The sequence below is a fragment of the Archangium violaceum genome, from assembly GCF_016887565.1.
GTDB classification, from domain to species: domain Bacteria; phylum Myxococcota; class Myxococcia; order Myxococcales; family Myxococcaceae; genus Archangium; species Archangium violaceum_B.
Genome location: NZ_CP069396.1, coordinates 6,117,884 through 6,141,804, shown reverse-complemented (window position 1 = coordinate 6,141,804; position 23,921 = coordinate 6,117,884). Strand labels below are relative to the sequence as shown.

The window sequence follows — 23,921 nt, the reverse complement described above, 5'->3', positions numbered from 1 at the left end:
GCCGGGAGGCGCGTTCTTCATTCCCGCGCCTCCCGTGCGCGCACTACTTGCCCAGCTTCTGCTTGAACAGATCCGCCAGGGTGCCCAGTCCCTTCTTGCCACCACCGACTGGCTGCTGGCTCTTCGTCCACGCCTCGACCTCCGCGCGCTCCTCGGCCCGCTCGGCGGCGGTGATGGAGAGGCGGATCTTCCCGGACGCGTCGATGTCCACCAGAGCCACCTTCAGCTCCTGGCCCAGCGAGAACTTCTTGCGCAGATCCGTGCCGCGCTCCGTGCCCGTCTCGGCCGCGGGGATGAGACCCTTGCCGCCCGGGAACACGAGGAACACGCCGTAGGGCTCGATGCGGTCCACCTTGCCCACCACCACCTGGCCCACCTTCGGGCGAGGCGCCGCGGGCTCGGCCGGCTTCTTCTCCTCGGCGGCGGCGACCGGACGCTCCTCGGCGGGGCGCTGCGCCTCCTCCTCGGTGATCCGCCGCAGACCGATGCGCTTGTCGTTCGCGTCGATCTTCTCCACCTGCACCCAGACGGTCTCGCCCACCTGCACCACGTCGCGCGGGTGCGCGATGCGGCGCTCGGACAGCGCGGAGATGTGCACCAGGCCGTCCACGCCCGGACGCAGCTCCACGAAGGCGCCGAAGGGCTGCAGCCGCACCACCTTGCCCTGCAGCCGGTCGCCCTCCTTGATCTCCGCGAGCGCCGTCTTGAAGGGGTCCTCCTGGCGCGCGCGCATCGAGAGCGTGATGCGCTCCTTCTGCTTCGCCTTGTCCGGCGAGTTCGGCTGCGCGGGCTCCATGCGGAGGATCTCCACCTCCACCTCGTCGCCCTGCTTCACCACGTCGCTCGGGTGGGCCACGCGCATGTAGGACATCTCGGAGACGGGGATCATCCCCTCCACTCCGCCCAGGTCCACGAAGGCGCCGAAGTCACGCACACCCGTGACCTTGCCCTTGACCACCTTGCCCTCGGCCAGCGACTCGCGCGTCTTGGCCGCCAGCTTCTTCTGCTCGTCCTCGAGCAGCGAGCGGCGCGAGAGCACCACGTTGCGATCCCTCACCTCGGTCACGCGGAACGTGAGCTTCTCGCCGATGAACTGGTCCGGCTTCTCCACGAAGCGGATGTCCAGCTGGCTGATCGGGCAGAAGGCGCGCACGTCGCCGATCGCCACCTCGACGCCACCCTTGTTCACCGAGAGGACCATGCCCTCCACCGGCATGCCGGAGGCGCGGGCCTCGGCCAGCATCGCCATGTTGGCGCTGCCCTTGGCCAGCGCGCGGCTCAGCAGGATGCCCCGAGCGCCCGCCTCGATGACGTGCGCCTCGATGGTGTCTCCCACGCCGTAGCGCAGCACACCCTCGTCGTCCTTGAGCTCGCGCAGCTCGATCATCGCCTCGCTCTTGGCGTTGGACAGCGTCACGAAGGCCGTGTCCGCGCCGAGCTGGAAGATCGTGCCCGTCACCTTCTCGCCGATTCGCACCGAGCGCCGGGCCGGCATGCCGCCGTCCTTCTGCTGCGCCGCGAACATCTCCGCGAAGGACTCCGACTCGGGGACCTCCTCGTAGAGCGCGCTGCTCGGCGTCGGAGCCACCGGAGCCTTCGGCGCCGGAGCCGCCGACGCGACCGGAGCGGACTCCGCCGCGGCCACCGGGGCCTCGGTCGTCGCCGCCGGCTCGGCCGGAGCGGTCGCCGCCGGAGCCGGCGTCACCGGACCCCGCGTCTCCACCGCGCCCGAGGCACGCTTCACCACCACCATCGGGCCCTGCGGCCGGCGCTCGCCGCCTCTGCCTCCACCCCCGCGCTCGCCACCCCGGCCGCCGCGGTCTCCACCGCGCTCACGGCGCTCGCCGCGCGGTGCTCCCTCGCCGGAAGCCGCACGGGGCTGTCCTCCCGCCTCACCCTCCGGCTTCGCCGGACGGGCCTCTCGCTCTCCTTCTCCTCGCGGGCGATCCGAGCGGCGGTCCCGATCACGGCCACCGCGCTCCTCGCGCTCGCCGCCACGGCCCGCCGGGATGCCCAGCATCACGTCGCCAAAAGTGGCCTTCGGCTTCTTGGGACCGAAGCCTCCCGCCCCGCCGCCGCCGCCAGAACCCACGGAACCGTTCTTCTCGTCGCTCACTGCCAGGACCTTCCTGAACGAAATCCAGCGCTGGGACACCATGCCCCCGGCTGGGGAAAAAGGCGGCGCACTCTACACATGCGCCGTGCTTGTACGGAAGACGCATGTCGTCATCTTTCCGCCCAATGCGCCCGGAACCCTCCATAACGCGACCCGTCGGACAGGCCATCCCCCCTGGGCGAAGGCGGGTCTGCCCGCCTGCTCCCCTGGGTTCGGCCCCTCGTTCACAGTGGCAACGTTCTTCGCGGAAGGAAGACCCTCACCCCCGCCCTCTCCCAGAGGGAGAGGGGGCTTGCCACGGAGCAGACCCCGGGGGGCGGGATACCCTCACCCCGACCCTCTCCCGGCGGGAGAGGGAGGGAGCGGCCGACGTTACCCTTGAGGTTCTTAACGGATGAGCCTCCGGCCCAGGACCCTCTGGAGGACCGATTTCGACTCGGGCACCCCCAGCGCCCATGTCAGCCCGAAGTAGATCGCCCCGAAGGGCAGGACCACCGCCCCGAAGAGGAGGATCGGGTGCAGCGCCGGCGCGGAGAGGAAGTGTCCTCCCCACTCCTGCGCCACCCCCGGCATCGGCCCCAGCACCCTCGCCAGCCCCACCTTGATGCCCAGCCCCGTCAGCCCCGCCGCGACCGCCGCCCCCCATAGCTTCCCCATCCCTCGCGGCAGCTTCACCGGCCCCAGCTGCCGGGCGAGCATCCGCCTCAGCATCGTCGACTCGAACCAGGCCATCAGCCCACCCGAGAGCGGGAAGAAGGCCGTTCCCATGTGCGCCGGCAGGCCGAGCAGCCCTGGTACCTTGAACGCCAGGAACCAGGCCAGCGCCGCGTCCAGGCATACCCGCAGTGCCGCGAAGCGGAGTGGCGTGCGTGTGTCCTTCAGCGCGTAGAAGGTCGAGGCGTACAGGCGTCCCAGCGCCGCCGCCACCAGGCCCACCGACGCCCCCATCAGCACGTACCAGACGTAGCGCGTGTCCCCGCCGGTGAACTTGCCCGTCTGCAGCAGCGCCCCCGCCACCACGTCCCCGATGAACAGCAACGCCGCCGACGACGGCACCACGAAGAAGGCGATGCGGCGCGAGCCCGCCTCGATGCGCGCTCGCAGCTTGGCCGCCACCTCCTCCCCCGTCCCCGCCGCGCGCGACATCTCCGGCAGCTCCGCCGCGGAGATCGACATGCCGAAGAGGCTCACCGGGATGAGGTAGATCGTCTGCGCGTACGTCAGGGTCGACAGCGCCCGCGCCGCGATGAGCGACGCGTAGGACGTATCGATGTAGGCGCTGATCTGCACCACCCCGCGCCCGAGCACCACCGTCCCGAAGCTGCGCAGCACCTGGCGTACGGACTCGTTGGCCATCGACAGGCTGGGCCGGAAGTGTCCCAGCAGCTTCAGCACCGAGGGCACCTGCACCAGGAACTGCAGGACGCTGCCCACCACCACCGCGTAGGAGAGCACCACCACCAGCCGCTCCTCGCCCAGCCCCCGTCCTCCCGCCACCAGCAGCGCCGCGATGATCGCCAGGTTCCACACCACCGGCGCCAGGTACGACAGGAAGAACTTCCGGTGACTGTTGAGCACCCCCAGGCACCACGCGGACAGCACCAGCATCCCCGTGCCCGGGAAGAGGATGCGCACCAGCCGGATGGCCATCGCGCGCGCCTCGCCCTCGAAGCCCGGGGCCACCGTGTCCACGAACAGCGGCGTGGCCAACATTCCCACCGCCACCAGCACACCCGTGGCCAGCGCGAGCAGCCCGAACACCGCCCCCGCCACCCGATCCGCTTCCTTCGAGTCCCCCTTCCCCAGCAGCCCCGCGTACACCGGGATGAACGAGCCCGACAGCACCCCCTCTCCAAAGAGGTTCTGCAGGAAGTTGGGGATGCGCAGCGCCGCCTTGAACACGGCGGCCATCCCCGAATTGCCCAGGTAGTGCGCCAGGACACGCTCGCGCACCAGCCCCATCAACCGCGAGGCCAGGATGCCCGCCGCCACGAACAGCGCACCTCCACTCTTCGCGGGAGCGCGCGGAGGCGCGGGAGGCTTCTCGGAGGCGGGGGGAGACTCGGAACGTGCGGACGAAACGGTCAAGGGGCTCGCACTCTATGCGGAGCGTTCACCTGCTTGAAGCGTGAACTCCTCCCCCACTGGTTTCCCTTGACGGTCCCCCCTGCTGGCCGCAATGGTCAGCGCTCCCATGGCCGGTCCCCCAGACAACGACCTCTCGACCGATGTCGCGCTCGTCCGCCGTGTGTTGGCGCGCGAACTGGAGACCATCAACGAGTACGAGGCTTTCGCTCGTGCTTCCTCCAGTCCGGAGATCCGCGACTTCTTCATGCACCTCGCCGCCGAGGAGAAGGAGCACGTCGCCGAGGCCGTCCACATGCTTCGCCTCCTCGACGCCGGTCAGGAGGCCCACTTCACCAAGCCCGTCGTCGAGGGCCACTTCCAGGGCGCCATCCAGGGCCAGCCTTCCCAGCCCTCCCAGGCTCCCGCTCCGGCGGCTCCCACCGCACCGGCTCCCGCGGCTCCCCCGCCCCGCAACGGGCGCGGCGCCGCACCCGAGCCGCCTCCTTCCCTGCTTCCTCCCCAGCGCGTCGTCTACGGCGTGCCGGCCCCGCCGCCCAGCCCGGGCACCCAACCCCTGACCGTCGGCTCGCTGCGGCGCAGCCGCTGAGCACGTACCTCCCCCTGGAGCTTCCCCATGCCTGACTTCCTTGGACATGCCGAGAACCCGCTGCGCGAGGACGAGTGGGCTCGCCTCAACGAGACCGTCATCCAGGTCGCCCGGCGCTCCCTCGTCGGTCGTCGCATCCTGGACATCTACGGTCCGCTGGGCGCCGGTGTGCAGACCGTCCCCCATGACGAGTACACCGGCGTCAGCCCCGGTGCCGTGGACATCGTCGGCGAGCAGGAGACGGCCTCCGTCTTCACCGACGCGCGCAAGTTCAAGACGATCCCCATCATCTACAAGGACTTCCTGCTGCACTGGCGCGACATCGAGGCCGCCCGCCTCCACAACATGCCCCTGGACGTGTCCGCCGCCGCCGGCGCCGCCGCCCTGTGCGCCCAGCAGGAAGACGAGCTCATCTTCTACGGTGACCCCAAGCTCGGCCACGAGGGGCTGATGAACGCCGCCGGCCGCCTCACCGTGCCGCTCGGGGACTGGACCACCCCCGGCGCCGGCTACCTCGCCATCGTCGAGGCCACCCGCAAGCTCAACGAGTCCGGTCACTACGGCCCCTATGCCGTCGTCCTCTCGCCCCGCCTCTTCTCCCTGCTGCACCGCATCTTCGAGAAGACGGGCGTGCTGGAGATCGAGACCATCCGTCAGCTCGCCGCCGACGGCGTCTTCCAGTCCAACCGCCTGCGCGGTGACTCGGGCGTCGTCGTCTCCACCGGCCGCGAGAACATGGACCTCGCCGTCGCCATGGACATGGTCGCCGCCTACCTGGGCGCCTCCCGCATGAACCACCCCTTCCGCGTCCTCGAGTCGCTCATCCTGCGCATCAAGCACCCCGACTCCATCTGCACCCTCGAGTCCTCACCGGTCCGCGGTTAGTCCGGCGCTCTCCCGCCAGCCCCCATGGCGAAAGTTCTGGTCATCGACGACGAGGCGAACCTGCGCAAGGTGCTCGCCGCCATGCTGCGCCGTGACGGCTTCGACGTCACGGTCGCCGCCGATGGCGAGCAGGGTCTCGCCGAGTTCCACAAGAACGGCGCGGACATCGTCGTCACCGACCTCGTCATGCCCAAGGCCGGCGGCATGGAGGTGCTGCGCGCCGTCAACGCCGCCAACCCCGACGTCCCCGTCATCATCATCACCGCTCACGGCACCGTCGACTCCGCCGTCGAGGCCATCAAGGCCGGCGCCTTCGACTACGTCACCAAGCCCTTCGACCAGGCCGAGCTCTCCGCCGCCATCGCCAAAGCCTCCAAGGCGCACGACATCGCCCAGCGCTCCGTTCGCGCCGACGCCAAGGCCCGCGCCGCCATCATCGGCGAGTCCACCCAGCTCCAGGACGTCTTCAAGATCATCGACAAGGTGGCGGACACCCCCTCCACCGTCCTCATCACCGGCGAGAGCGGCACCGGCAAGGAGCTCATCGCCTCCGCCCTCCACGGCGCCTCCAGCCGCCGCGACAAGCCGTTCATCAAGATCAACTGCGCCGCCATCCCCCACAACCTCCTCGAGTCCGAGCTCTTCGGCTACGAGCGCGGCGCCTTCACCGGCGCCGTCACCTCCAAGCCCGGCCGCTTCGAGCTGGCCGACGGTGGCACCCTCTTCCTCGACGAGATTGGAGAGATTCCCGTCGAGATGCAGGTGAAGCTGCTGCGTGCCCTCCAGGAGGGTGAGTTCGAGCGCGTGGGCGGCATCAAGACGACGCGCGTGGACGTGCGGCTCATCGCGGCCACCAATCGCGATCTGCAGGCGGAGATCGAGGCCGGGCGCTTCCGCAAGGATCTGTACTACCGCCTGGCGGTGGTGCCCATCATGCTCCCGCCCCTGCGCGAGCGCCGCGGCGACATCCCCATGCTCGCGGGGCACTTCGTGGAGAAGTACAACCGCAAGCTCAACAAGAAGATCGAGGCCATCGACGACGACGCGATGGCGCTGCTGCGGGCCTACAACTGGCCCGGCAACATCCGCGAGCTGGAGAACCTCATCGAGCGCGTACTCCTCTTCGCCGACGGGCCGCACATCACCGCGAAGGATCTTCCGGATCCCATCCGCCAGGGCTCCAGCACCCCAGCGCCCGCTCCCTCGGCCGCTCCACTCGAGTCCCCGCCCGGCGAGGGTGGGCTCAAGGACATCGTCCGCATGAAGGCGGCCGAGCTGGAGAAGGACCTCATCACCAAGGCCCTGGAGGAAACGGGCGGCAACGTCACGCGAGCCGCCAAGCTGCTGCAGATCAGCCGCAAGTCCCTCCAGACGAAGATGAAGGAATTCGGCCTGCGAGACACCACCGCCCAGGACGGGCGGGACGAAGGCATCGACGACTGAAGCACGTAGGCGAAATATCGCCGCGAAACCGTCGGTTCGGTCCCGGCGCAAACCCCTTTCCTCTCTTGGGAGCCTGAATGCGGCCGCCTCTTCCCACCCTCGGACCCCAGCCGAAAAAGAGCCCCGTGGGGCCGGTGATGGTCGTCTCCTTGCTGCTCGGCCTGAGCGCCGGAGGCGTCTGGTGGTGGAAGCAGCGACTCACCTCGGAGAAGCCGCCCGCCGCGAACGAGCAGCCCGTCACCCCGCCCGTGGCCATGGGCTCCGGGGACACCGGCGCCGCGCCCCATCCCGCCTCGCCCAACCCCGCTCCGGCGGCCGCCGCCGCGACGGCTCCGGCCCCCATGGTCCCGGATTCGGCCAAGGCCACCGGGCTCGCCCATGCCTCCGTCCGCATCGACGGCCCGCTGGAGACGGCCATGGTCGTCGCCGCCGGCCCCGAGATCGGTCCCGCGCTCGCCCAGGTGGTGACGCGCACGCTGGTGTGGTGGGTGGATGTGCCGGGCGACCTGCGCCGCGGTGACACCCTCGACATCCTCTATGAGACGCGCCCCAACGAGGAGCCCCTCGTGCACGCGGTGCGCTTCACCAGCAACAAGACGGGCCAGACGCACCGCACCTACCGCTTCCAGGCCGAGAGCGACAAGAACCCCCGCTACTACCTGCCCAGCGGCGAGGAGCTGGAGCTGCGCCTGGAGAACTCGCCCCTGGACGACTACGAGCAGGTGACGTCGCTGCTGCGCGATGGCCGCCGCCACAAGGGCGTGGACTTCAAGACGCCCGTGGGCACTCCCGTGAAGGCCCCCTTCGCCGGCGTCATCCGCCGCAAGAACTGGAGCTTCCGCTTCAACGGCAACTGCCTCGAGCTCGAGGAGACGGGCGGCAAGCGCCGCCGCGCCATCTTCCTGCACATGGACGAGCTGCCCCGCTCGGTGAAGGTGGGCGACCGCTTCGCCACGGGCGCCATGCTGGGCCGCAGCGGCAACAGCGGCCGCTCCTTCGCGCCCCACCTGCACTACCAGCTCGAGGTCGGCGAGGATCGCGTGTTGGATCCCTACGAGACCCATCGCACCTACCGGCGCTCGCTGCCGGCCGCCCAGCGTCCCACCCTCGAGGTCGAGATTCGCCGGCTGGATGGGCTGCTCGGCACCACGGTAGCCGGCGGCTGAAGCCATCCGTTTCTTGACACCCCTGCGTGCGACGGCTAGCGTCCCCGGACAATTTCTCAACATTTCCCGGGGGTTAGGCGGCATGGGCTGGGCGCCCGGGGAGTGGTTCCGGAGGTCGGATGTCCAGGCTTCGCGCCGTTGTCGCCGCGCTGACGCTGGGTGCGCCGTTCGTCGCCACCGCAGCGGATATCACCCGCGTCGCTTCCTCCTTCGAGGACGATGATCCGTTCGGGATGTTCATCGACGTGGGCGTCGAGCTCACCCAACGGCGTACGAAGATCGTCCGCGAGTCGCTCCCCACCGAGGCCGGTGGGACGCGTGAGTACGCCAACGAGCTCTGGTACAGGGGCGTCGACCCGCGCCTGAACTTCGACCTGGCCATCGGCATCTCCCGGGATGTCGAGCTGTCGTTCGGCGTGCCCATCGTCTTCCAGCGCACGGAGAAGTGGGACTTCATCGTCGGCACCGACGAGTCCAACTCCACCATCCTCAACAACACCATCGGCAACAACTGCGCGCCGGATGGTGGGCCCTGCACGCTCCCGAGCGCTCAGCCGCTCTTCAACGTCCCCCTGGAGACGTTGCGCGGCGGCGTGGGCAACATGCGCTTCGGTCTGGCCTGGGCCATCTTCAACCAGCGCAACGACGACACCAAGCCCACGTGGGTCGTGGGGCTCGACTACGAAGCCCCCACCGCCGCGAAGCTGGATCCCAGCATTCCGACGGATACCGAGGTGGACAACGCGCGCAACATCGGCGACCGCGTGCACAAGTACACGATGTACACCGCGCTCTCCCGGCGGATCGGCATCGCCGACCCGTACTTCAAGATGCACTACACCGTGCCCGTGCGCGGCCCCGGCTTCTACTCCAACTGCGACCAGAAGGAGTTGAGCCCGCAGAACCTCGGCCGCCCGCAGAACTGCGGCATCAACGGGTGGGATCGCAAGGCGACCGGCATCCAGGCCCCCCACACCGGCGGCGTGACCTTCGGCTCCGAGTTCCACGTCTACAACCAGCCCAACCGCAAGGTGTGGCTGGACCTGCGCGCCATCACCAACTACGTGTCCGAGGGCCGCTACTACAACGAGCTGAGTGGTGCGCTGCGCAAGCTGCTCTACACCGGTGATTACATGCAGATGGGCGGACAGCTCGCACTGAAGGCCCAGGTCAACGACGTGCTGACCCTCCGCGGCTCCGGCATGCTCCTGTACAACACCGACCACGTGCTGACCGACGAGAAGATCGGCAAGGATGTGGATGGTAACGGGTCCGTGGACCTCACGGGCAACCCGGCGGAGATCAATCCCAACTTCGACTTCCGCACGGACTTCGTCTCGCGGCGCTTCTACGCCACCGAGAGCAAGGACTTCCGGCTGGAGCTGAGCGCTACCTTCAGTTTCTAGGGGCCCTCCTTTCCCTCTCCCTTCGGGAGAGGGTCAGGGTGAGGGTAGCCGTCCCCCGGGTTCCTCTCCGTGAGCACGGAGACTCGGGGTAGATGGCGCGGGGAGATTGGCAACCCGGGAACCGATATACCCTCACCCCGTCCCTCTCCCAGAGGGAGAGGGTCCAACCTGGTTCCTCACCGTGCATGTCCCCTCTCCCTCTGGGAGAGGGCTAGGGTGAGGGTTTTCAGCGCTTCTTCAACCCGAGCCCCAGCCGGTACACGTCCTGTCCCGACCATCCGGCTCGCTTCGCCAGCTCGGTGCTCAGTCCCTTGAGCTTCTCCCCTCGTCCCAACCCCTCCTCCAGCGCACGCCGCAACTCCTCCTCGGACCAGCGGTGCTCTCCCGTGCGCCCCTCCACCAGCACCACCACCTCGCCCCGCGGCTCCTCCGTCGCGTAGCGCTCCGCCAGCTCCGAGAGCGTCCCTCGCACGAACTCCTCGTGCACCTTCGTCAGCTCCCGCGCCACCACCACCCGCCGCTCCCCCAGCGCGTCCTTCAGGTCCACCAGCGTCTCCGCCAGCCTCCTCGGGGACTCGTACAGGGCCAGCGTCGCCGAGAGCGGCGCCACCTCTTCCAGCATGCTCTGGCGCTCGGGCCCCTTGCGCGGCAGGAAGCCCAGGAAGTGGAAGCGCCCCGTCGGCAGCCCCGAGGCGCTCAGCGCCGCGATCAGCGCCGCCGGCCCAGGCACCGGCACCACCTTCACCCCTCGCTCCAGCGCCTCCGCCACCAGCTTCTCCCCGGGATCGCTGATCGCCGGGCTGCCCGCGTCCGTCACCAGCGCGCAGTCCTCCCCCGCCTCGAGCCGATCCAGGATGCGTCCGGCCCGCTGGCCCTCGGCGAAGGCCGGCAGGCTCACCGTGTCCACGGAGATTCCGAAGTGATCCAACAGCACGCGCGAGTGCCGCGTGTCCTCGCACGCCACGAAGGACACCTGCCGCAACGTCTCCAGCGCGCGCGCGGAGATGTCCCCCAGGTTCCCGATGGGCGTGGCCACCAGATAGAGCGTCCCTGCCATCCGTGCCTCACATGCCCGCGTCGAAGGCGCCCGGCAGGTGCTCCACCGTCGCGCGCTCGCCGCGTCCCACCACCGAGATGACGTCGAAGCGGATCATCTTCTCCCGCAGCCTCTGCGTCTGCAGGTAGTGCAGCGCCGCCTTCACCACCCTGCGCTGCTTCGCGAACGACACCGTGTGCGACGGATCTCCCCACACCGCCGTGGAGCGCATCCGCACTTCCACGAAGCACACGGTCTCTCCTCGCTCGGCCACCACATCCAGCTCCCCGTGCCGGCACGCGTAGTTGCGCGCCCTCACGCGGTAGCCCTGCCCCTCCAGGAAGCGCACCGCCACCTCCTCGCCCTCGTCCCCGTACCCCTTCCGATCCACCTCCGCCCCTCCCCTTCCCATCCACCCCTCCCGGGCCCCTTCTCTCGGGGCCCTCGCGCTACAGATTGATCGTCCCGTCCGCCAACTGCGTGAAGCCCGGGTGCGCCGTCACGTGCAGCACCTGCGTCATCGTCCCCAGGTGCTTGAGCATCCGCCCCAGCAGCGGCAGCTTCGCCTCGTCCACTCCAATCAGCGCGTCCTCCACCAGCAACGGCAGCTTCACCCGGGCGCTCACCTTCTCCACCACCGTCAGCCGCAGGCTCAGGAAGAACAGATCCACCTCGCGCGGAGGCAGCTCGCCCAGCGGCATCCGCCGGCCCGAGGCGCCTACCACCACCGTCCTCCCGTCCTTGTCCCACTCCACGCCCACGTAGCGGCGATCCGTGAGCGCGCCAAAGTACTGCACGCACCGCTCCCGGAGCATCCCCATCACCGCGTGCATGTCCGTGGCCAGCACGTCCGCCGTCAGGCTGATCAGCATGGGCGCCGGATCCTCCAGCGGCTCCAGGCCCGTCATCTCCATGCCCGGCATCAGCCCGCCCATCAGCATCTGCGGATTGCGCGCGAGCGCGATGGACTCCTTGAGCCGCGCCATCTCGCGCTCCACCTCGCGCACGTCCCGGACGAACGAGCCCTTCTCCGAGACCTGCGCGTTGAGCAGCTCGATCTGCTGGCGCAGCACCGGCAGCTGGTGGGCGGCCTCGACGAACTCCGGGTGCTTCTCCATGGACACGAGCTGCGCGCGCAGCTGGGCCACCTCGGCGCCGAGCTCCTCGCGCCGCTGGAGCCGGGGCGGAATGTCCGCCGGCGTGTCCACGTCGAACACCTCCATCGCCTTGCGCACCGCCGCCGCCTCGGCCTCGAACTCCTCGAGGATCTTCTTCTCGCGCACGACGAACATCTCGCCCTTGCGGCGCACCTTGTCGGTGTACTGCAGCTCGTCCACGTAGCGCAGGGCCAGCACCGCGGCGAAGCCGAAGGCGGGGATGTCCAGCAGCCCCACGTACCGGGCCTGGGCCGGCAGCACGAGGCCCGCGATGAAGCACGCCACGCCCGCCGCCACGGCGATCCAGAAGTTGCGGTTGCGGGTGAGCGGCTCCACGTCCGGCAGACGCCGCGACTCCTCCTCGGCCGCCTCACGCTCGGACTCGAGGCGCGCGATCGCATCGTCCTTCCGCGCGATGAGCTTCGGGTAGCGCTCCGCGCGGGCCACGATGTCCTGGGGCAGCCCCAGTGATTCGGGCGTGGGCTCGGCGGCCCAGGCCGCCTCCACCTGGCGCAGCTTCTCCTTCAGCCCGTCCGTGCTCCGCAGCTTCGACTCGAGATCGAACACCTGCGAGTTGAGCCCGTCCACCTCGAACTGGAGGTTGTCCACCTCCTTGCAGAAGACGTACTCCCTCTCGAGCTCCTTCAGCTTCGCCTCGGCGGCGGGGAGGTCCGAGGCGGGCATCACCGCGGGCATGCCCGGAGAAGAAGGCGCGTGGAGGCCCGGCAGGCTCGGGGACGACTGCGTGCGCAGGGCGGGCATGCCCGGGGTCGACATCGCGCGCAGACCCGACGTGGAGGCCGCGCGGCCCGCGCCCCGAGGCCGACGCGAGGGCAGCTGCGCCGCCTGGAGGCAGTAGAGCTGCTCGAACGAAGTGCGCGGCGGGAGCCCCGCCTGGCCGCGGAGGAACTGGTTCGCGTCGGTGGTGTCCTGCGTCACCAGCTCCGGCTGCTTCGTCGTGGGATTGAGCCGGTGCAGAGAGCCACCACCCCCCAGCTCGCGCAGCACGCGGTAGGTGACGTTGTCCTGCCCCACGAAGGTGAGCGCGGCCTTGCCCGGCTTCTGCGGCGAGGCGGCGAGAGCGGCGTCTCCACCCCTCCCGTCCGCGTACAGCAGCGCGAGCGCGAGTCCGGCCAGCGGGCTCGATTCCGTGGGCGGCTTGAGCACCAGATACCCGGACTTGAAGGCGAAACGGCCCGTGGGAGAGAAACCCCGGACGTTCTGGACGGCGACCTCGACGAAGTTCATGCGCCCCCCATTCTAGCGCGCACGGGCATGAAAAAAGGGAGTGCCCTCGTAAGAGGACACTCCCTTTTCGAGAAACCGGGCCGCGAGGCGCGGGAACCGGCTCAGGCCCTCGCCTGCTCGGCGGCCTTGCCCGACGAGGTGGCGCGACGCATCTCCGCGTCCTCCTGGGTCTCCACGCGGGAGGCCTTGCCCTTGAGGGCACGGAGGTAGAAGAGGCGGTTGCGGTTCACGTTGCCGCGGCTCAGGACCTCGATCTTCTCGTAGCGCGGGCTGTGCACCGGGAAGATGCGCTCCACGCCGACGCCGAAGGACACCTTGCGCACGGTGAAGGTGGCGCGGTTGTTGCCCTTCGTCTTGCGGATGACGACACCCTCGAAGGCCTGCACGCGCTCCTTGTCGCCTTCCTTGATCTTCCAGTGGACGCGAACGGAGTCACCCGTGCGGAACGGGGTAACGTCCTGGCGGAGATTCTTGGCCTCCACGTACTCGATAGCGCTGCGACGCATGACTTGACTCCAGTAATCCCCTGATGCTCGGACTCGGGGTACGTAACTTGAGAGCGGGCCGTACTACCAGAGAGCCGGGGGTCGGACAAGCCCGCAGAACACCGACCATAGGCCCAGAAACCATCGGAGGGGCTACAGCTCCTCCTCTTTCTTCGCCAGCAGCTTCATGTCCGCCTTGCCGAGCTCCAGCCGGGCGTACAGGTCCGGACGCCGCTCCCGGGTCAGCTGCAGGGCCTTCCAGCGCCGCCATCGGGCGATGCGCGCATGGTCTCCCGACTGAAGCACGGCGGGCACCTCGACGCCACGGAAGACGGGCGGCCGGGTGTAGTGGGGGTGCTCCAGCAGCCCCTCCTCGAAGCTCTCGGTGACACTGGACGTCTCGTTGCCCAGCACCCCCGGCAGCAGCCGCGCCACCGCGTCCACCACCGCCAGGGCCGCCACCTCGCCCCCGGTGAGGATGAAGTCCCCCAGGGACACCTCCCCGTCCAGGTAGGGCATGACGCGCTCGTCCACGCCCTCGTACCGGCCGCACACGAGGATCAGTCCGGGCTCCTTCGCCAGCTCGCGCGCCCTGGCCTGGGTGAACACGGGGCCCCGCGGGCTCATCAGCAGCACCTTGGACCCAGCCGGAGCACGGGCCCGGGCGGCCTCGATGGCGGCCACCAGCGGCTCGGGCTTCATCACCATGCCGGCCCCGCCCCCGTAGGGCGTGTCGTCGGTGACGCGGTGCTTGCCCTCGGCGAAGTCACGCACGTAGGTGACCGTGACGCCGAGCAACCCCTTCTCCTGGGCCTTGCCGAGGATGCTCGCGCCCAGGTAGCCGGACACGCTGTCCGGGAAGAGGGTCAGCACCTCCACGGGGTACATCAGTCCGCTCCCCCTTCATCCTCGCCCCCGCCGACCTCCAGGTACTCCGGGGGCTTCACCACGAGCCGCCCACCCGGGACGTCCACCGTGGAGACGAAGTCGTCGGCGAAGGGCACCACCAGCTCTTCCTTGCCCTCCGCGCGGATGACGAGGTTGGGCACCTCGCCGGTGCTCCACAGCTCCTCCACCCGGCCGAGCACGTTGCCCGCCTCGTCCACGGCGGTCAGTCCCACCAGGTCACCCTGGAAGTACTCGTCCTCGGCGGGGGGCTCGAGATCCTCCCGGAACGCGAGCACGGTGGCGCCCACCAGCGCCTCGGCGTCCTTGCGCCCCTCCACCTCCTCGAAGACGACGAGCATCTCCTTGGGGGTGGGACGGACGGACTCGATGCGCAGCACGCGCTCGGGGCCGGTGCGCGGACGCACGAGCACCCGCTCGACGAAATCGAGCGTCTCGGACTCCGGGTCGAAGGTGCGCACGGCCACCTCTCCCCGAAGACCATGGGCGCGGGCCACATAGCCCAGCTCGAGATGGGGTTTGAGCGTCACTGGCCTTCAGGAGAGGCGGCGGACGCGGGAGTCTGCTGGCGCCGGTCATCCTGGATCTCCAGGCGGACCTTCTGGCCCTGCTTCTGGGCCGCGGCACCGAGCAACGTCCGGAGGGCGCCAACGGTGCGCCCATCACGGCCGATGACCTTGCCCACATCCTCGGGGGCGACCTTCAGCTCGAAGAGCCGGGCCCCTTCCGCCTCGGATGCACGCAGGCTGACCTGGTCGGGTCGATCGACCAGGGCCCGCGCGAGATAGATGATGAGCTGCTCCACGCTGTCCGCTCAGCCCTGCGAGGGAACTAGGCCTTGGGCGTGGCGGCGGCGGCGGCGCGCTTGTGGCGCTTGATGAGCTCGAACACCGTCTCGGAGGGCGTCGCGCCGGACTTCAGCCAGTAATCCAGGCGGTCAGCGTCGAACTCCACCTTGGCCGGGTTGTGGTTGGGGTCGTAGGCGCCCACGGCCTCGATGAACTTGCCATCCCGGGGGTTCCGGGAGTCGGTGGCCACCACGTGGTAGTACGGCTTCTTCTTGGCGCCCGCGCGGGCAAGACGGAGAACAACGGCCATTTCTGATGCTCCAGGTGAAAACTGAAGGTGAAGACGAAGGTGATCAGCTTGGAGGGGGGCGCTCTTAACGCCCCCCCGAGCGGATTGTCAAGGAAGCTCGGGGTTTTGCGTCGTTTCCGACGCGTTTTCACCACCCCGGTTGGCCAGCTGGCCACACGCACCGGCGATGTCCCGGCCCCGGTTCTGCCGGATGAAGGCCGCCACATGGCCTTCACAGAGGATCTCCCGGAAGCGCTCGGCCCGCTCGTCCATGGTGGTCTTGAACCCGAGCCCCGGGTTCTCGTTATACGGAATGAGGTTCACCTTGGCGGGGATGTCCTTGAGCAGCTCGATGAGCCGGTAGGCATCCTCGTCGCTGTCGTTGAAGCCCTGCAACAGGACGTACTCGAAGGTGATGCGCCGGCCCTGACGCAGGGGGAACTTGCGGCAGGCGTCCAGCAGCGCCGCGATGTTCCACTTGCGGTTGACGGGCATCGTCTTGGAGCGCTGCTCGTCGGTGCTCGCGTTGAGCGAGATGGCCAGCTTCACGTCCGTCTCCTGGCCGAAGCGCTCGATCATCGGCACCAGGCCCACCGTGGAGACGGTGATGTGGCGGTGGCTGAAGTTGGGCCCGTCCTCGGACTGGAGGATGGAGAGCGCCGTCTTCAGGTTCTCGAAGTTGTGCAGGGGCTCGCCCATGCCCATGAAGACCAGGTTGGAGAGCGGGCGCAGCGTCTCCAGCTTCTCCAGCTTGCGCACCTCGCGGTTGACCGCGTGCACCTGGGCGACGATTTCACCCGGGGTGAGGTTGCGCTTGAGGCCCAGCGTGCCCGTCATGCAGAAGCTGCACGCCATGGCGCAGCCCACCTGCGTGGACACGCAGAGCGTCTTGCGATCCTCCGAGGGCATGTAGACGGACTCGATGTAGCGGTCGTCCCGGGTCTTCCAACGGTACTTGATGGTGCCATCCACCGAGCGCTGCTCGGCGTCCTTCACCAGGGGGACGATCTCCGCCCGGGCCTTGAGCTTCTCGCGCAGGCCCTTGGAGAGGTCCGTCATCTCGTCGAAGGAGGTGGCGCCGCGCTGGTGGAGCCACCGGTACACCTGCCCGGCGCGGAAGGAGCGCTCGCCCAGCTCCTCGGTGAGGAAGCGGGTGAGGCCCTCCAGCGTGAGGCTGGAGACCTCCACGAGCTTCGCGGGCGCGGGGGCCGGCGCGGGCACGGGGGCGGTATCGGCGGGGAGGGGGGTGGACTCGGGCAGCATCGTCATGGTTCCAACGGGGGATGTGTGGGCGTCCCTTCCCACAACCTGGGACGTGGAGTCAAAGGAGCACTCGTCCCCTCCCCCGCTGGGAGACAGTCTACTGCTCGAGCCGCGAGCACCACTGGTCATTGAAGACCGTGTCCAGGTAGGCCCCGCCCTTGTCCGCGCACAGGAAGACGACGTTGGGCGGAGACACCGCCCGCATCGTCGGCAGGTAGCGCTTCACCGCCGCGTAGCACGAGCCCGAGGAACCGCCCACCAGCAGACCGTGCCGGAACAGCAGCTCGCGGCACGCCCGCACCGTGTCGATCTCCGGCACCATCACCACGTCGTCGATGAGGGCGCGATCCACCAGCTCCGCCCTCACGCTCGCGCCAATCCCGGGGATGTAGCGCTTCTTCGGCGCCCCTCCGAAGATGACCGAGCCCTCCGCGTCCACGGCGATCACCTTCGCGTTGGGGAACTGCTCCTTCACCCGCGTCGACACACCGGCGATCGTCCCGCCCGTGCTCACTCCCACGAAGACGTAGTCCACCTGCTTGAAGGCCCGGCAGATCTCCTCGCCCGTGAAGCGGTAGTGCGCCTCGGCCACCAGCGGGTTGCCATACTGGTTCGGCCAGTACGAGACCGGCGACGAGCAGAGCAGCTCCTGCACCTTCCTCAACCGCGTCTTCAGGAAGCCGCCCGTCTCGTCCCGCTGCTCCACCTTCACGACCGTCTCGCACATCCGCCGCAGGTACGCCTCGTTCGCCCCGGCGATGTTCGGATCGATCACCGGGATGAACTTCAGCCCCAGCAACCGGCAGTAGCTCGCCATGGCGTTGGCGAAGTTCCCCGAGGACGACTCGACGAGCGTCGTGTCCTGCGTCACCTCGCCGCGCTCCACCGCCGTCTTCAGCAGCCAGAACGCGGGGCGATCCTTCAGGCTACCAAAAGGGTTGTTGTACTCAAGCTTGGCGAACAGCCGGATCCCCTCCTCGTTCAACTCCACCACGGGCGTTTCCCGCAGGCTTCGCTGGAGCTGGTGGAGGCGTTCGGGCAGGGAGGGATTCTGAGAAGGCATGACTAGCGACCTCGCCAAGATGGCTTCACTGCACTTTTCCTGTACTGATCAACAGTAGTTTTGTTTTCATCGAAAGTCCACACATCGCGTGAAAAACTGCCATTCCTGACTTAGTGACAATCGAGGTGATTGTGGGAGACTGTGGGTCCAAAAGGAGACACACCGGGAGTCACACAGCGGTCCGTTTTTTCGATGCTTGCTTGAATTCTACACTGGTTGATACCCTACACTCCTGGACTGACCCAGCCCACCCGAGCCGAGAAGATGGCTGCTCAAGAGCAAGCAAAAGAGAGCGCGCCCGAGATGTCCGAGCTGGAGGTCGCACCGGAAGTGTGGCCCACGGGCACGGGGCGAGAAGTGGGCCGCGTCCCCCAGCTGATCGGCATCGAGACGCTGCGCAGGCTGTCCGAGGTGAAGCCGGTGGTCAGCACCTGGCTGATCGCCCTGCAGTACGGAGGCGCCGCCGCCGCGATCTGGGTGAGCGAGCGGTGGTGGAACCCGCTGCTGTACGTGGTGGCCGTGATGTTCATCGGCGCCCGGCAGCAGGCGCTCGGGCTGCTGATGCACGACGCGTCCCACTTCCGGCTCTACCGCAACCGGAAGCTCAACGACTGGGTGGGCGACAACGTGCTGGCCAAGCCCATCTTCCAGTCGATGTACAGCTACCGGGCCATCCACAACGTGCATCACCAGCAGCTGCTGAGCGAGGCGGACAACGACCACTGGTTCTACCGGCACTTCCCGGTGAGCCGCCGCAGCCTGGTGCTGGACATGCTCGCCTCGCTCTGCGGCTACGACGCCTTCAAGTTCTTCAAGCAGATGAGCGACGGCAAGCCGTTGCTGCGCGTGGGGCTGGTGGGTCTGTTCGCCGGATTGGTGGGGCTGACGGTGGCGGGCTTCTATCCGGTCCGGCTGCTGCTGCTGTACTGGCTGGTGCCGGCCTTCACCTGGCTCTTCTTCATCAGCTTCCTGCGCATGCTGGCCGAGCACTCCATCGAGATTCCAGGCCACCCCGCGCTGCTCACCCGGAGCTGGGACATCCGGCTCAACCTGTTCGAGCGGCTCTTCGTCCTGCCCCAGAGCAATGCCTACCACGCCGCGCATCATCTCTACCCGAGCGTACCGGCGTTCCAGCTACCCCAGCTACAGCGGCTGCTGAGCCAGCACCCTGTGTACCAGGAGAACGTGCCGCAGGCGCGCGGCCTCCTGAAGCTCCTCCGGGAGAAGACCGGAGAGCCGGTCAGGCCGAGCGCCCCGTAGGAACGGGACGGGCAGCGGCCGGAGCCCCCCGCTCCAGGAAGCGCTCGATGACGTCCGCGGCAGGCGTCAGCTCCTCCGCCTGCCGGAAGCGATCACGGAACGCCTGGACGTTGCTCCGGTAACGGGGATTCGTGGTGACCTCGTCCAGCTGGGCCAGCAGCGACTCGGTGGTCGTCTGGAACGGCATGGCGCGGACACCCACGCCATGGTGCACCACGCGCGCGGAGATGCCCGGCTGGTCGTACACCATGGGGATGACGACCATGGGCACGCCCATGGAGATGCACTCCTTGACGCTGTTGAAGCCGCCATGGGTGATCATCGCCGTGGCCCGGCGCAGCATCGCCATCTGCGGCGCGTGCCGCACGGCGATGACGTTGGGGACGACCCCGTCGAAGGCCCCCACCTCGAGCTTGCGGCCCAACGAGAGCACGAACTGCCAGTCCGGCTTGCGCGCCGCCACCTCAAGCACATGGCGGAAGAGCCGCGCATCCAGGTCCGTCTGGAAGGCCAGCGTCCCCAGGTAGACCAGCACCAGGGGGCGATCCTCGCGCAGGCGCTCCCAGGGGAAGTCCACCTCCTGCCGCTCCAGATCCACCGAGGGGCCGGTATAGAGGTATTGCCCGCGCGGGACACCCGCCGACGTCCCCAGCTCGGCGAACTCGCGCGGGCAGAGCACCAGCTCCGGAGCCCAGGCACTCACGGTGCTGCCCGAGAAGTCGAGCTGCTCGGGGGGAAAGCCGTAGCGCCGCGCGAGCCGCAGCAGGTGGCGCACCTGCCGGGTACGGAACAGCCGGCGCAGCCGCATGCGATAGGTGTTGCGCACCCAGGCCGCCTCGATGAGCAGCTTCGTCTTCAGCTGCCCATCCGGCACCAGCGGCGAGCTCAGCGGAGGCAGTCCCTCCTCGCGCCGCATGGGCAGCGTCGTGTTCAGCAACACGCACGGAACCTTGTGCCCATACGCCACCAGCGGCGGCTCCGGGTGCATCACGTCGCACAGGAGCAGGTCCGGCTTCAGCCGCGTGAAGGGCTCATCGAGCGCCCCCGCCTGCATCGCCGCCAGCATCCGCTCCTCCTGGCGATCCATCTCCCGGGAGAACTGGTAGAGCCGCAGCCCGCTCAGCTCCTTCACCTGCTCGAGCACTCGCGCCTGGAAGCCCTTGGGGCACAGGTCCGCGAGCACTGGCACGAACTCGAAGCCCTCGGCCTTGATGAAGTCTTCCAGGTCCGCCAGCCCGCAGTAGACCACCCGATGACCCCGCTCACGCAGGCCCTTGGCGATCCTCAGCGACGGGTTGACGTGCCCCTGTTGGTCGATCGGCGAGACGACGATGGTGGCCATGGTTCTAGCGCAGTGGCTTCGCGGCGGGGCGCAGCGCCACCACGCCCTTGGAGAAGAGTCCCTGGAGCAGCTCCAGCTCGCTCTGTGGAATGGACCGGGCGAGGACCTCACCCGCCCGATGACCGCGCACCTCCCCCAGCAGCCGCATCTCCTCGGGCTCCAGCGTCACATGCGCGAAATCCGAGACGACGTGACCCTCCTCGTCCATGCCGCGCACCAGGGGGCTCGGTTGCACCTCCAGCGTCTCGAAGGCGAGAGGCTCGGGCTCGGGACCCTCGAGCCGCCGCAGGCAGGCCTCCACGTCGCGGGAGAAAGCCTCACGGGTGAAGGTGCGGAGGATGTGCTCCCGTCCGCGCAGACACGCGGCGGCATTGGCCTGGGGGGCCCGCACGTCCTCGAAGATGTGCGCGGCCACCTCCGCGTAGGCGCCGACATCCCCGAAGGCCATGCCGACTCCCTCCCGCACATGCAGACCGTGCCCGGGCGGCAGGGCATGCCGGTTGTTGCCGATGCCGTTGGTGTAGACAGGACACCCGTTGAACACCGACTCGAGCACGTAGAACCCGAAGGGCTCGGGAAAGACGTTGTAGGCCAGGCCGAAGCGCGCCGCCCGGAAGAGCTGGAAGAGCGCCGCCTGGCTCAGGTGCCCCACGGGCACCAGCACGTCCTCCAGCGTGAGGCCCATCGCGTCCAGGCCCGCCTGGGCCGCCTCGGACTCGGGCGACTTGCTGGCGAAGGCCTGCGCCACCTGCGCGAAGTCCTCCTCCACGATGGCCAGCCGGAAGCGCCGCCCCAGGCCATGCTCCAGCGCCATCCCGTTGAGGTTGAGCAGGATGGCGGTGACGGCCTGCCAGTCCGCCTTGAACGGCTGGAGCGCATGACCGATCACGTCCTCCCCCTCGAGCAGGCGCCGCAGGTGCTCGGGCAGCTCCCCGCCCTTCATCCGAGGGTCTCCATCGGGATGCTCGACACACGGCAGCGCCGGTGTGAGCCGCGACACGGCGTGGAAGGCCCTGGGCTCCAGACAGCGGCGCCGGCTCCAGTCCGGCATCGCCAGCAGCGAGGTGAGCACCTCCTCCATGTAGCCTGAGAGGACACAGTACCGGTCGATGGCCGGAGTGCCGAGCCAGCTGGCGGGTGAGCCCATGAGACCGTGGAACAGGACGAGCGTCCTGCTCGCCAGCTCCCTTCCGGGCGGATGCATGGCCAGACCCCGGTCACAGTAGACGGCGAGATCCGCCGGGGGCCGCGCGCGCAGGCGGCGGATGCGATCCGCGGTGGCCAGGGGGATGAGCCCATTTCCCGGCACGGGATGCTGCCGGTAGAAGCCGTCACAGGTGTAACCGGATTGTGACAGCTCCTCGGCGAGCTGCGCGTTGAGGAACCCCGAGGCGCTGCTGTAGGGCTCCGCCTCCATCAGCAGTGTCGCACGTTTCGTCACGTCTCTGGCCTCCTCGGGGAGATGGCTACGGGCAGACGGGCAACCGGGCACCGGCCGCGGGGACGGCACCGATGGTTTCAGGTCGGTCCCGACCTGTAGCATCGGACCTTCGCAACATGGTTGCAGTTCACTTATTGACTGATTCCTTCAATTAGAGAACTGTAATCCAGTACAAATACAACACCTACGAAAAAGGCGCGAGGGGAAGCCGCGCCCCGCCGCCACACCCGAGGAGAGCGCATGTCGACCGGTATGGACGCGAAGCAGCCGGGTACGTTGATCGAACTGCTCCAACACCGGACGAGAGAGGCGGAGAATCGGGGCGCCTACATCTTCCTGGAAGCGGGAGAGGAGACGCAGTGGACGTACGGTGAGCTGGATCGTCGCTCACGGGCGATCGGCGCGATGCTGCAGGGAGTGGGCGCGGCCGGGGAGCGCGTGGTGCTGCTCTACCCGCCGGGGTTGGAGTACATCGCCGGCTTCTTCGGGTGCCTCTACGGAGGCGCGGTGGCGGTGCCCGCCTACCCGCCGGATCCCTCGCGCATGGAGCGCACCCTGCCGCGGCTGATGGCCATCATCCGCGACTCGCGGGCCTCGGTGGTGCTCACCACCTCGTTCATCGCCGGCATGGCCGAGGGACTGTGCGAACAGGCCCCGGAGCTGAAGGCCCTGAAGTGGGTGGCCACCGACGAGCTCGAGGCCGGTGTGGAGCGGACCTGGAAGGATCCGGGCCTGACGGGCGACGCGCTGGCATTCCTCCAGTACACCTCGGGCTCCACCGGGACGCCCAAGGGGGTGATGCTCAGCCACGGCAACTTGATGAGCAACCTGCAGCACATCAAGGAGCGCATGGAGCAGACCCCGAAGACGCGCTGCGCCTTCTGGCTGCCGCCCTACCATGACATGGGGCTCATCGGCGGCATCCTCTCGCCGCTGAACGCCGCCTGCGAGGAGGCCACGGTGCTGATGGCGCCCATGACCTTCCTCAAGCAGCCCGTGCAGTGGCTGGAGGCGATCAGCCGCTACCGCGCCACGCTGAGCGGAGCGCCCAACTTCGCCTTCGACCTGTGCGTGAGGAAGACGACGCCCGAACAGCGCGAGGCGCTCGACCTGAGCTGCTGGTCGGTGGCCTTCAGCGGTGCCGAGCACATCCGCGCGGAGACGCTGGACCGCTTCACCCAGGCCTTCGCCGTCTCGGGCTTCAAGCCGGAGGGACTCTACGGCTGCTACGGCCTCGCGGAGGCCACGCTGCTGGTCACCGGTGACCGCAAGGGCAAGCTGCCCGTCCGCCGCACGGTGGATGCCACCCGCCTGGAGCGGCTGGAGGTGCTGCCGGCCGACCTGGGCAAGCCGGGCGCCGTGGAGCTGGTGAGCTCGGGCCTGGTGCCCACCGGACAGAAGGTGCTCATCGTCGATCCGGACACGTGCGTGCCCTGCCCTCCCAACCGCATTGGCGAGGTCTGGGTGAAGGGCCCCAACGTGGCCCGCGGCTACTGGAACCGGCCCGAGGAGTCCGAGCGCACCCTCCACGCCCGACTGGCCGACACCGGCGAGGGCCCCTTCCTGCGCACCGGAGACCTGGGCTTCATGGTCGATGGGGAGCTGTTCCTCGCCAGCCGCATCAAGGACCTGATCATCCTGCGCGGACGCAACCACTACCCGCAGGACCTGGAGCTGACGGTGGAGCGCAGCCACCCGGCGCTGCGGCCCGGATGCACCGCGTGCTTCTCCGTGGAGGCCGAGGGCGAGGAGCGTCTGGTCGTCGTGCAGGAGGTGGATGCGCGCCAGTCCTTCGAGCCCGAGGAGACGGTGGCCGCCATCCGCCGCGAGGTCGCCCTGCGGCACGACGTGCAGGTGTACGCGATCGCCCTGATCGCCACCGGTAGCATCCAAAAGACGACCAGCGGGAAGATCCAGCGCCGGGCGAGCAAGATGGCCTGGCTCGACAACAGC

The 23,921-nt window shown here is 68.7% G+C and carries 21 protein-coding genes (1 of these 21 cut by a window edge); 7 read left to right on the top strand and 14 right to left on the bottom strand.

Annotated features, from left to right (window positions below; genetic code table 11):
• Positions 1-43: 43 nt before the first annotated feature.
• Positions 44-2,116 carry a S1 RNA-binding domain-containing protein gene (locus JRI60_RS24745; RefSeq protein ID WP_204228351.1) on the bottom strand — a complete coding sequence of 691 codons (2,073 nt, stop codon included), beginning with the start codon at positions 2,114-2,116 and terminating at the stop codon, positions 44-46.
• Positions 2,117-2,503: 387 nt separating this feature from the next.
• Positions 2,504-4,078 (bottom strand): murein biosynthesis integral membrane protein MurJ, encoded by a 1,575-nt coding sequence (murJ, locus tag JRI60_RS24740; protein WP_239470841.1) that lies wholly within the window; start codon positions 4,076-4,078, stop codon positions 2,504-2,506.
• Positions 4,079-4,310: 232 nt separating this feature from the next.
• On the opposite strand from murJ, the gene JRI60_RS24735 reads away from it, so the two are divergent.
• The 5 genes from JRI60_RS24735 to JRI60_RS24715 all read left to right on the top strand — a co-directional run bounded on the left by JRI60_RS24735 (position 4,311) and on the right by JRI60_RS24715 (position 9,690).
• A complete protein-coding gene (locus JRI60_RS24735) occupies positions 4,311-4,790 on the top strand; it encodes a ferritin (protein WP_204228350.1) in 480 nt (159 codons plus the stop codon).
• 27 nt (positions 4,791-4,817) lie between these two features.
• Positions 4,818-5,675 (top strand): family 1 encapsulin nanocompartment shell protein, encoded by an 858-nt coding sequence (locus tag JRI60_RS24730; protein WP_204228349.1) that lies wholly within the window; start codon positions 4,818-4,820, stop codon positions 5,673-5,675.
• 24 nt (positions 5,676-5,699) lie between these two features.
• Entirely contained in the window at positions 5,700-7,118 is a 1,419-nt protein-coding gene (locus tag JRI60_RS24725) for a sigma-54-dependent transcriptional regulator (RefSeq protein ID WP_204228348.1), read from the top strand.
• A gap of 77 nt (positions 7,119-7,195) precedes the next feature.
• The gene (locus JRI60_RS24720) at positions 7,196-8,284 is read left to right on the top strand and encodes a peptidoglycan DD-metalloendopeptidase family protein (RefSeq protein WP_204228347.1); all 1,089 of its coding nucleotides are present in this window, start codon (positions 7,196-7,198) and stop codon (positions 8,282-8,284) included.
• A gap of 119 nt (positions 8,285-8,403) precedes the next feature.
• A complete protein-coding gene (locus JRI60_RS24715) occupies positions 8,404-9,690 on the top strand; it encodes a hypothetical protein (protein WP_204228346.1) in 1,287 nt (428 codons plus the stop codon).
• 226 nt (positions 9,691-9,916) lie between these two features.
• On the opposite strand, the gene rsmI is transcribed toward JRI60_RS24715, so the two are convergent.
• From rsmI to sbnA, 10 genes are all read right to left on the bottom strand, one after another.
• Positions 9,917-10,747, bottom strand: a complete 831-nt coding sequence (gene rsmI / locus JRI60_RS24710; RefSeq protein ID WP_204228345.1) for a 16S rRNA (cytidine(1402)-2'-O)-methyltransferase — start codon at positions 10,745-10,747, stop codon at positions 9,917-9,919.
• Between the two features lie 7 nt (positions 10,748-10,754).
• Positions 10,755-11,138 carry a YraN family protein gene (locus JRI60_RS24705; protein WP_204228344.1) on the bottom strand — a complete coding sequence of 128 codons (384 nt, stop codon included), beginning with the start codon at positions 11,136-11,138 and terminating at the stop codon, positions 10,755-10,757.
• Between the two features lie 37 nt (positions 11,139-11,175).
• On the bottom strand, positions 11,176-13,131 hold the full coding sequence (locus tag JRI60_RS24700) for an ATP-binding protein (protein WP_204228343.1): 1,956 nt from the start codon (positions 13,129-13,131) through the stop codon (positions 11,176-11,178).
• Positions 13,132-13,232: 101 nt separating this feature from the next.
• The gene (gene rplS / locus JRI60_RS24695) at positions 13,233-13,637 is read right to left on the bottom strand and encodes a 50S ribosomal protein L19 (RefSeq protein ID WP_204228342.1); all 405 of its coding nucleotides are present in this window, start codon (positions 13,635-13,637) and stop codon (positions 13,233-13,235) included.
• A gap of 132 nt (positions 13,638-13,769) precedes the next feature.
• Positions 13,770-14,504 (bottom strand): tRNA (guanosine(37)-N1)-methyltransferase TrmD, encoded by a 735-nt coding sequence (gene trmD, locus JRI60_RS24690; protein WP_204228341.1) that lies wholly within the window; start codon positions 14,502-14,504, stop codon positions 13,770-13,772.
• Entirely contained in the window at positions 14,504-15,052 is a 549-nt protein-coding gene (gene rimM, locus JRI60_RS24685) for a ribosome maturation factor RimM (protein ID WP_204228340.1), read from the bottom strand. The genes trmD and rimM overlap by 1 nt, the downstream gene beginning before the upstream one ends.
• Positions 15,049-15,327 (bottom strand): KH domain-containing protein, encoded by a 279-nt coding sequence (locus JRI60_RS24680; RefSeq protein WP_204228339.1) that lies wholly within the window; start codon positions 15,325-15,327, stop codon positions 15,049-15,051. The genes rimM and JRI60_RS24680 overlap by 4 nt, the downstream gene beginning before the upstream one ends.
• Positions 15,328-15,353: 26 nt before the next feature.
• Entirely contained in the window at positions 15,354-15,620 is a 267-nt protein-coding gene (rpsP, locus tag JRI60_RS24675; protein ID WP_204228338.1) for a 30S ribosomal protein S16, read from the bottom strand.
• 87 nt (positions 15,621-15,707) lie between these two features.
• A complete protein-coding gene (gene rlmN, locus JRI60_RS24670; RefSeq protein ID WP_204229084.1) occupies positions 15,708-16,862 on the bottom strand; it encodes a 23S rRNA (adenine(2503)-C(2))-methyltransferase RlmN in 1,155 nt (384 codons plus the stop codon).
• A gap of 97 nt (positions 16,863-16,959) precedes the next feature.
• Positions 16,960-17,925 (bottom strand): 2,3-diaminopropionate biosynthesis protein SbnA, encoded by a 966-nt coding sequence (gene sbnA / locus JRI60_RS24665; protein ID WP_204228337.1) that lies wholly within the window; start codon positions 17,923-17,925, stop codon positions 16,960-16,962.
• Positions 17,926-18,228: 303 nt separating this feature from the next.
• On the opposite strand from sbnA, the gene JRI60_RS24660 reads away from it, so the two are divergent.
• Positions 18,229-19,185 carry a fatty acid desaturase family protein gene (locus JRI60_RS24660; RefSeq protein WP_204228336.1) on the top strand — a complete coding sequence of 319 codons (957 nt, stop codon included), beginning with the start codon at positions 18,229-18,231 and terminating at the stop codon, positions 19,183-19,185.
• Here JRI60_RS24660 and JRI60_RS24655 read toward each other — a convergent pair.
• Both JRI60_RS24655 and JRI60_RS24650 read right to left on the bottom strand, forming a co-directional pair.
• Positions 19,166-20,527, bottom strand: a complete 1,362-nt coding sequence (locus JRI60_RS24655; protein WP_204228335.1) for a nucleotide disphospho-sugar-binding domain-containing protein — start codon at positions 20,525-20,527, stop codon at positions 19,166-19,168. The genes JRI60_RS24660 and JRI60_RS24655 overlap by 20 nt on opposite strands.
• Before the next feature lie 4 nt (positions 20,528-20,531).
• The gene (locus JRI60_RS24650) at positions 20,532-21,968 is read right to left on the bottom strand and encodes a hypothetical protein (RefSeq protein WP_204228334.1); all 1,437 of its coding nucleotides are present in this window, start codon (positions 21,966-21,968) and stop codon (positions 20,532-20,534) included.
• 240 nt (positions 21,969-22,208) lie between these two features.
• Here JRI60_RS24650 and JRI60_RS24645 point away from each other — a divergent pair, with 240 nt between their 5' ends.
• Positions 22,209-23,921: the 5' portion of a non-ribosomal peptide synthase/polyketide synthase gene (locus tag JRI60_RS24645; protein ID WP_204228333.1), read on the top strand. The gene runs 26,316 nt beyond the window's last position; 1,713 of the gene's 28,029 nt are visible here — the first part of the coding sequence; the start codon lies at positions 22,209-22,211; its stop codon lies off the right edge, out of view.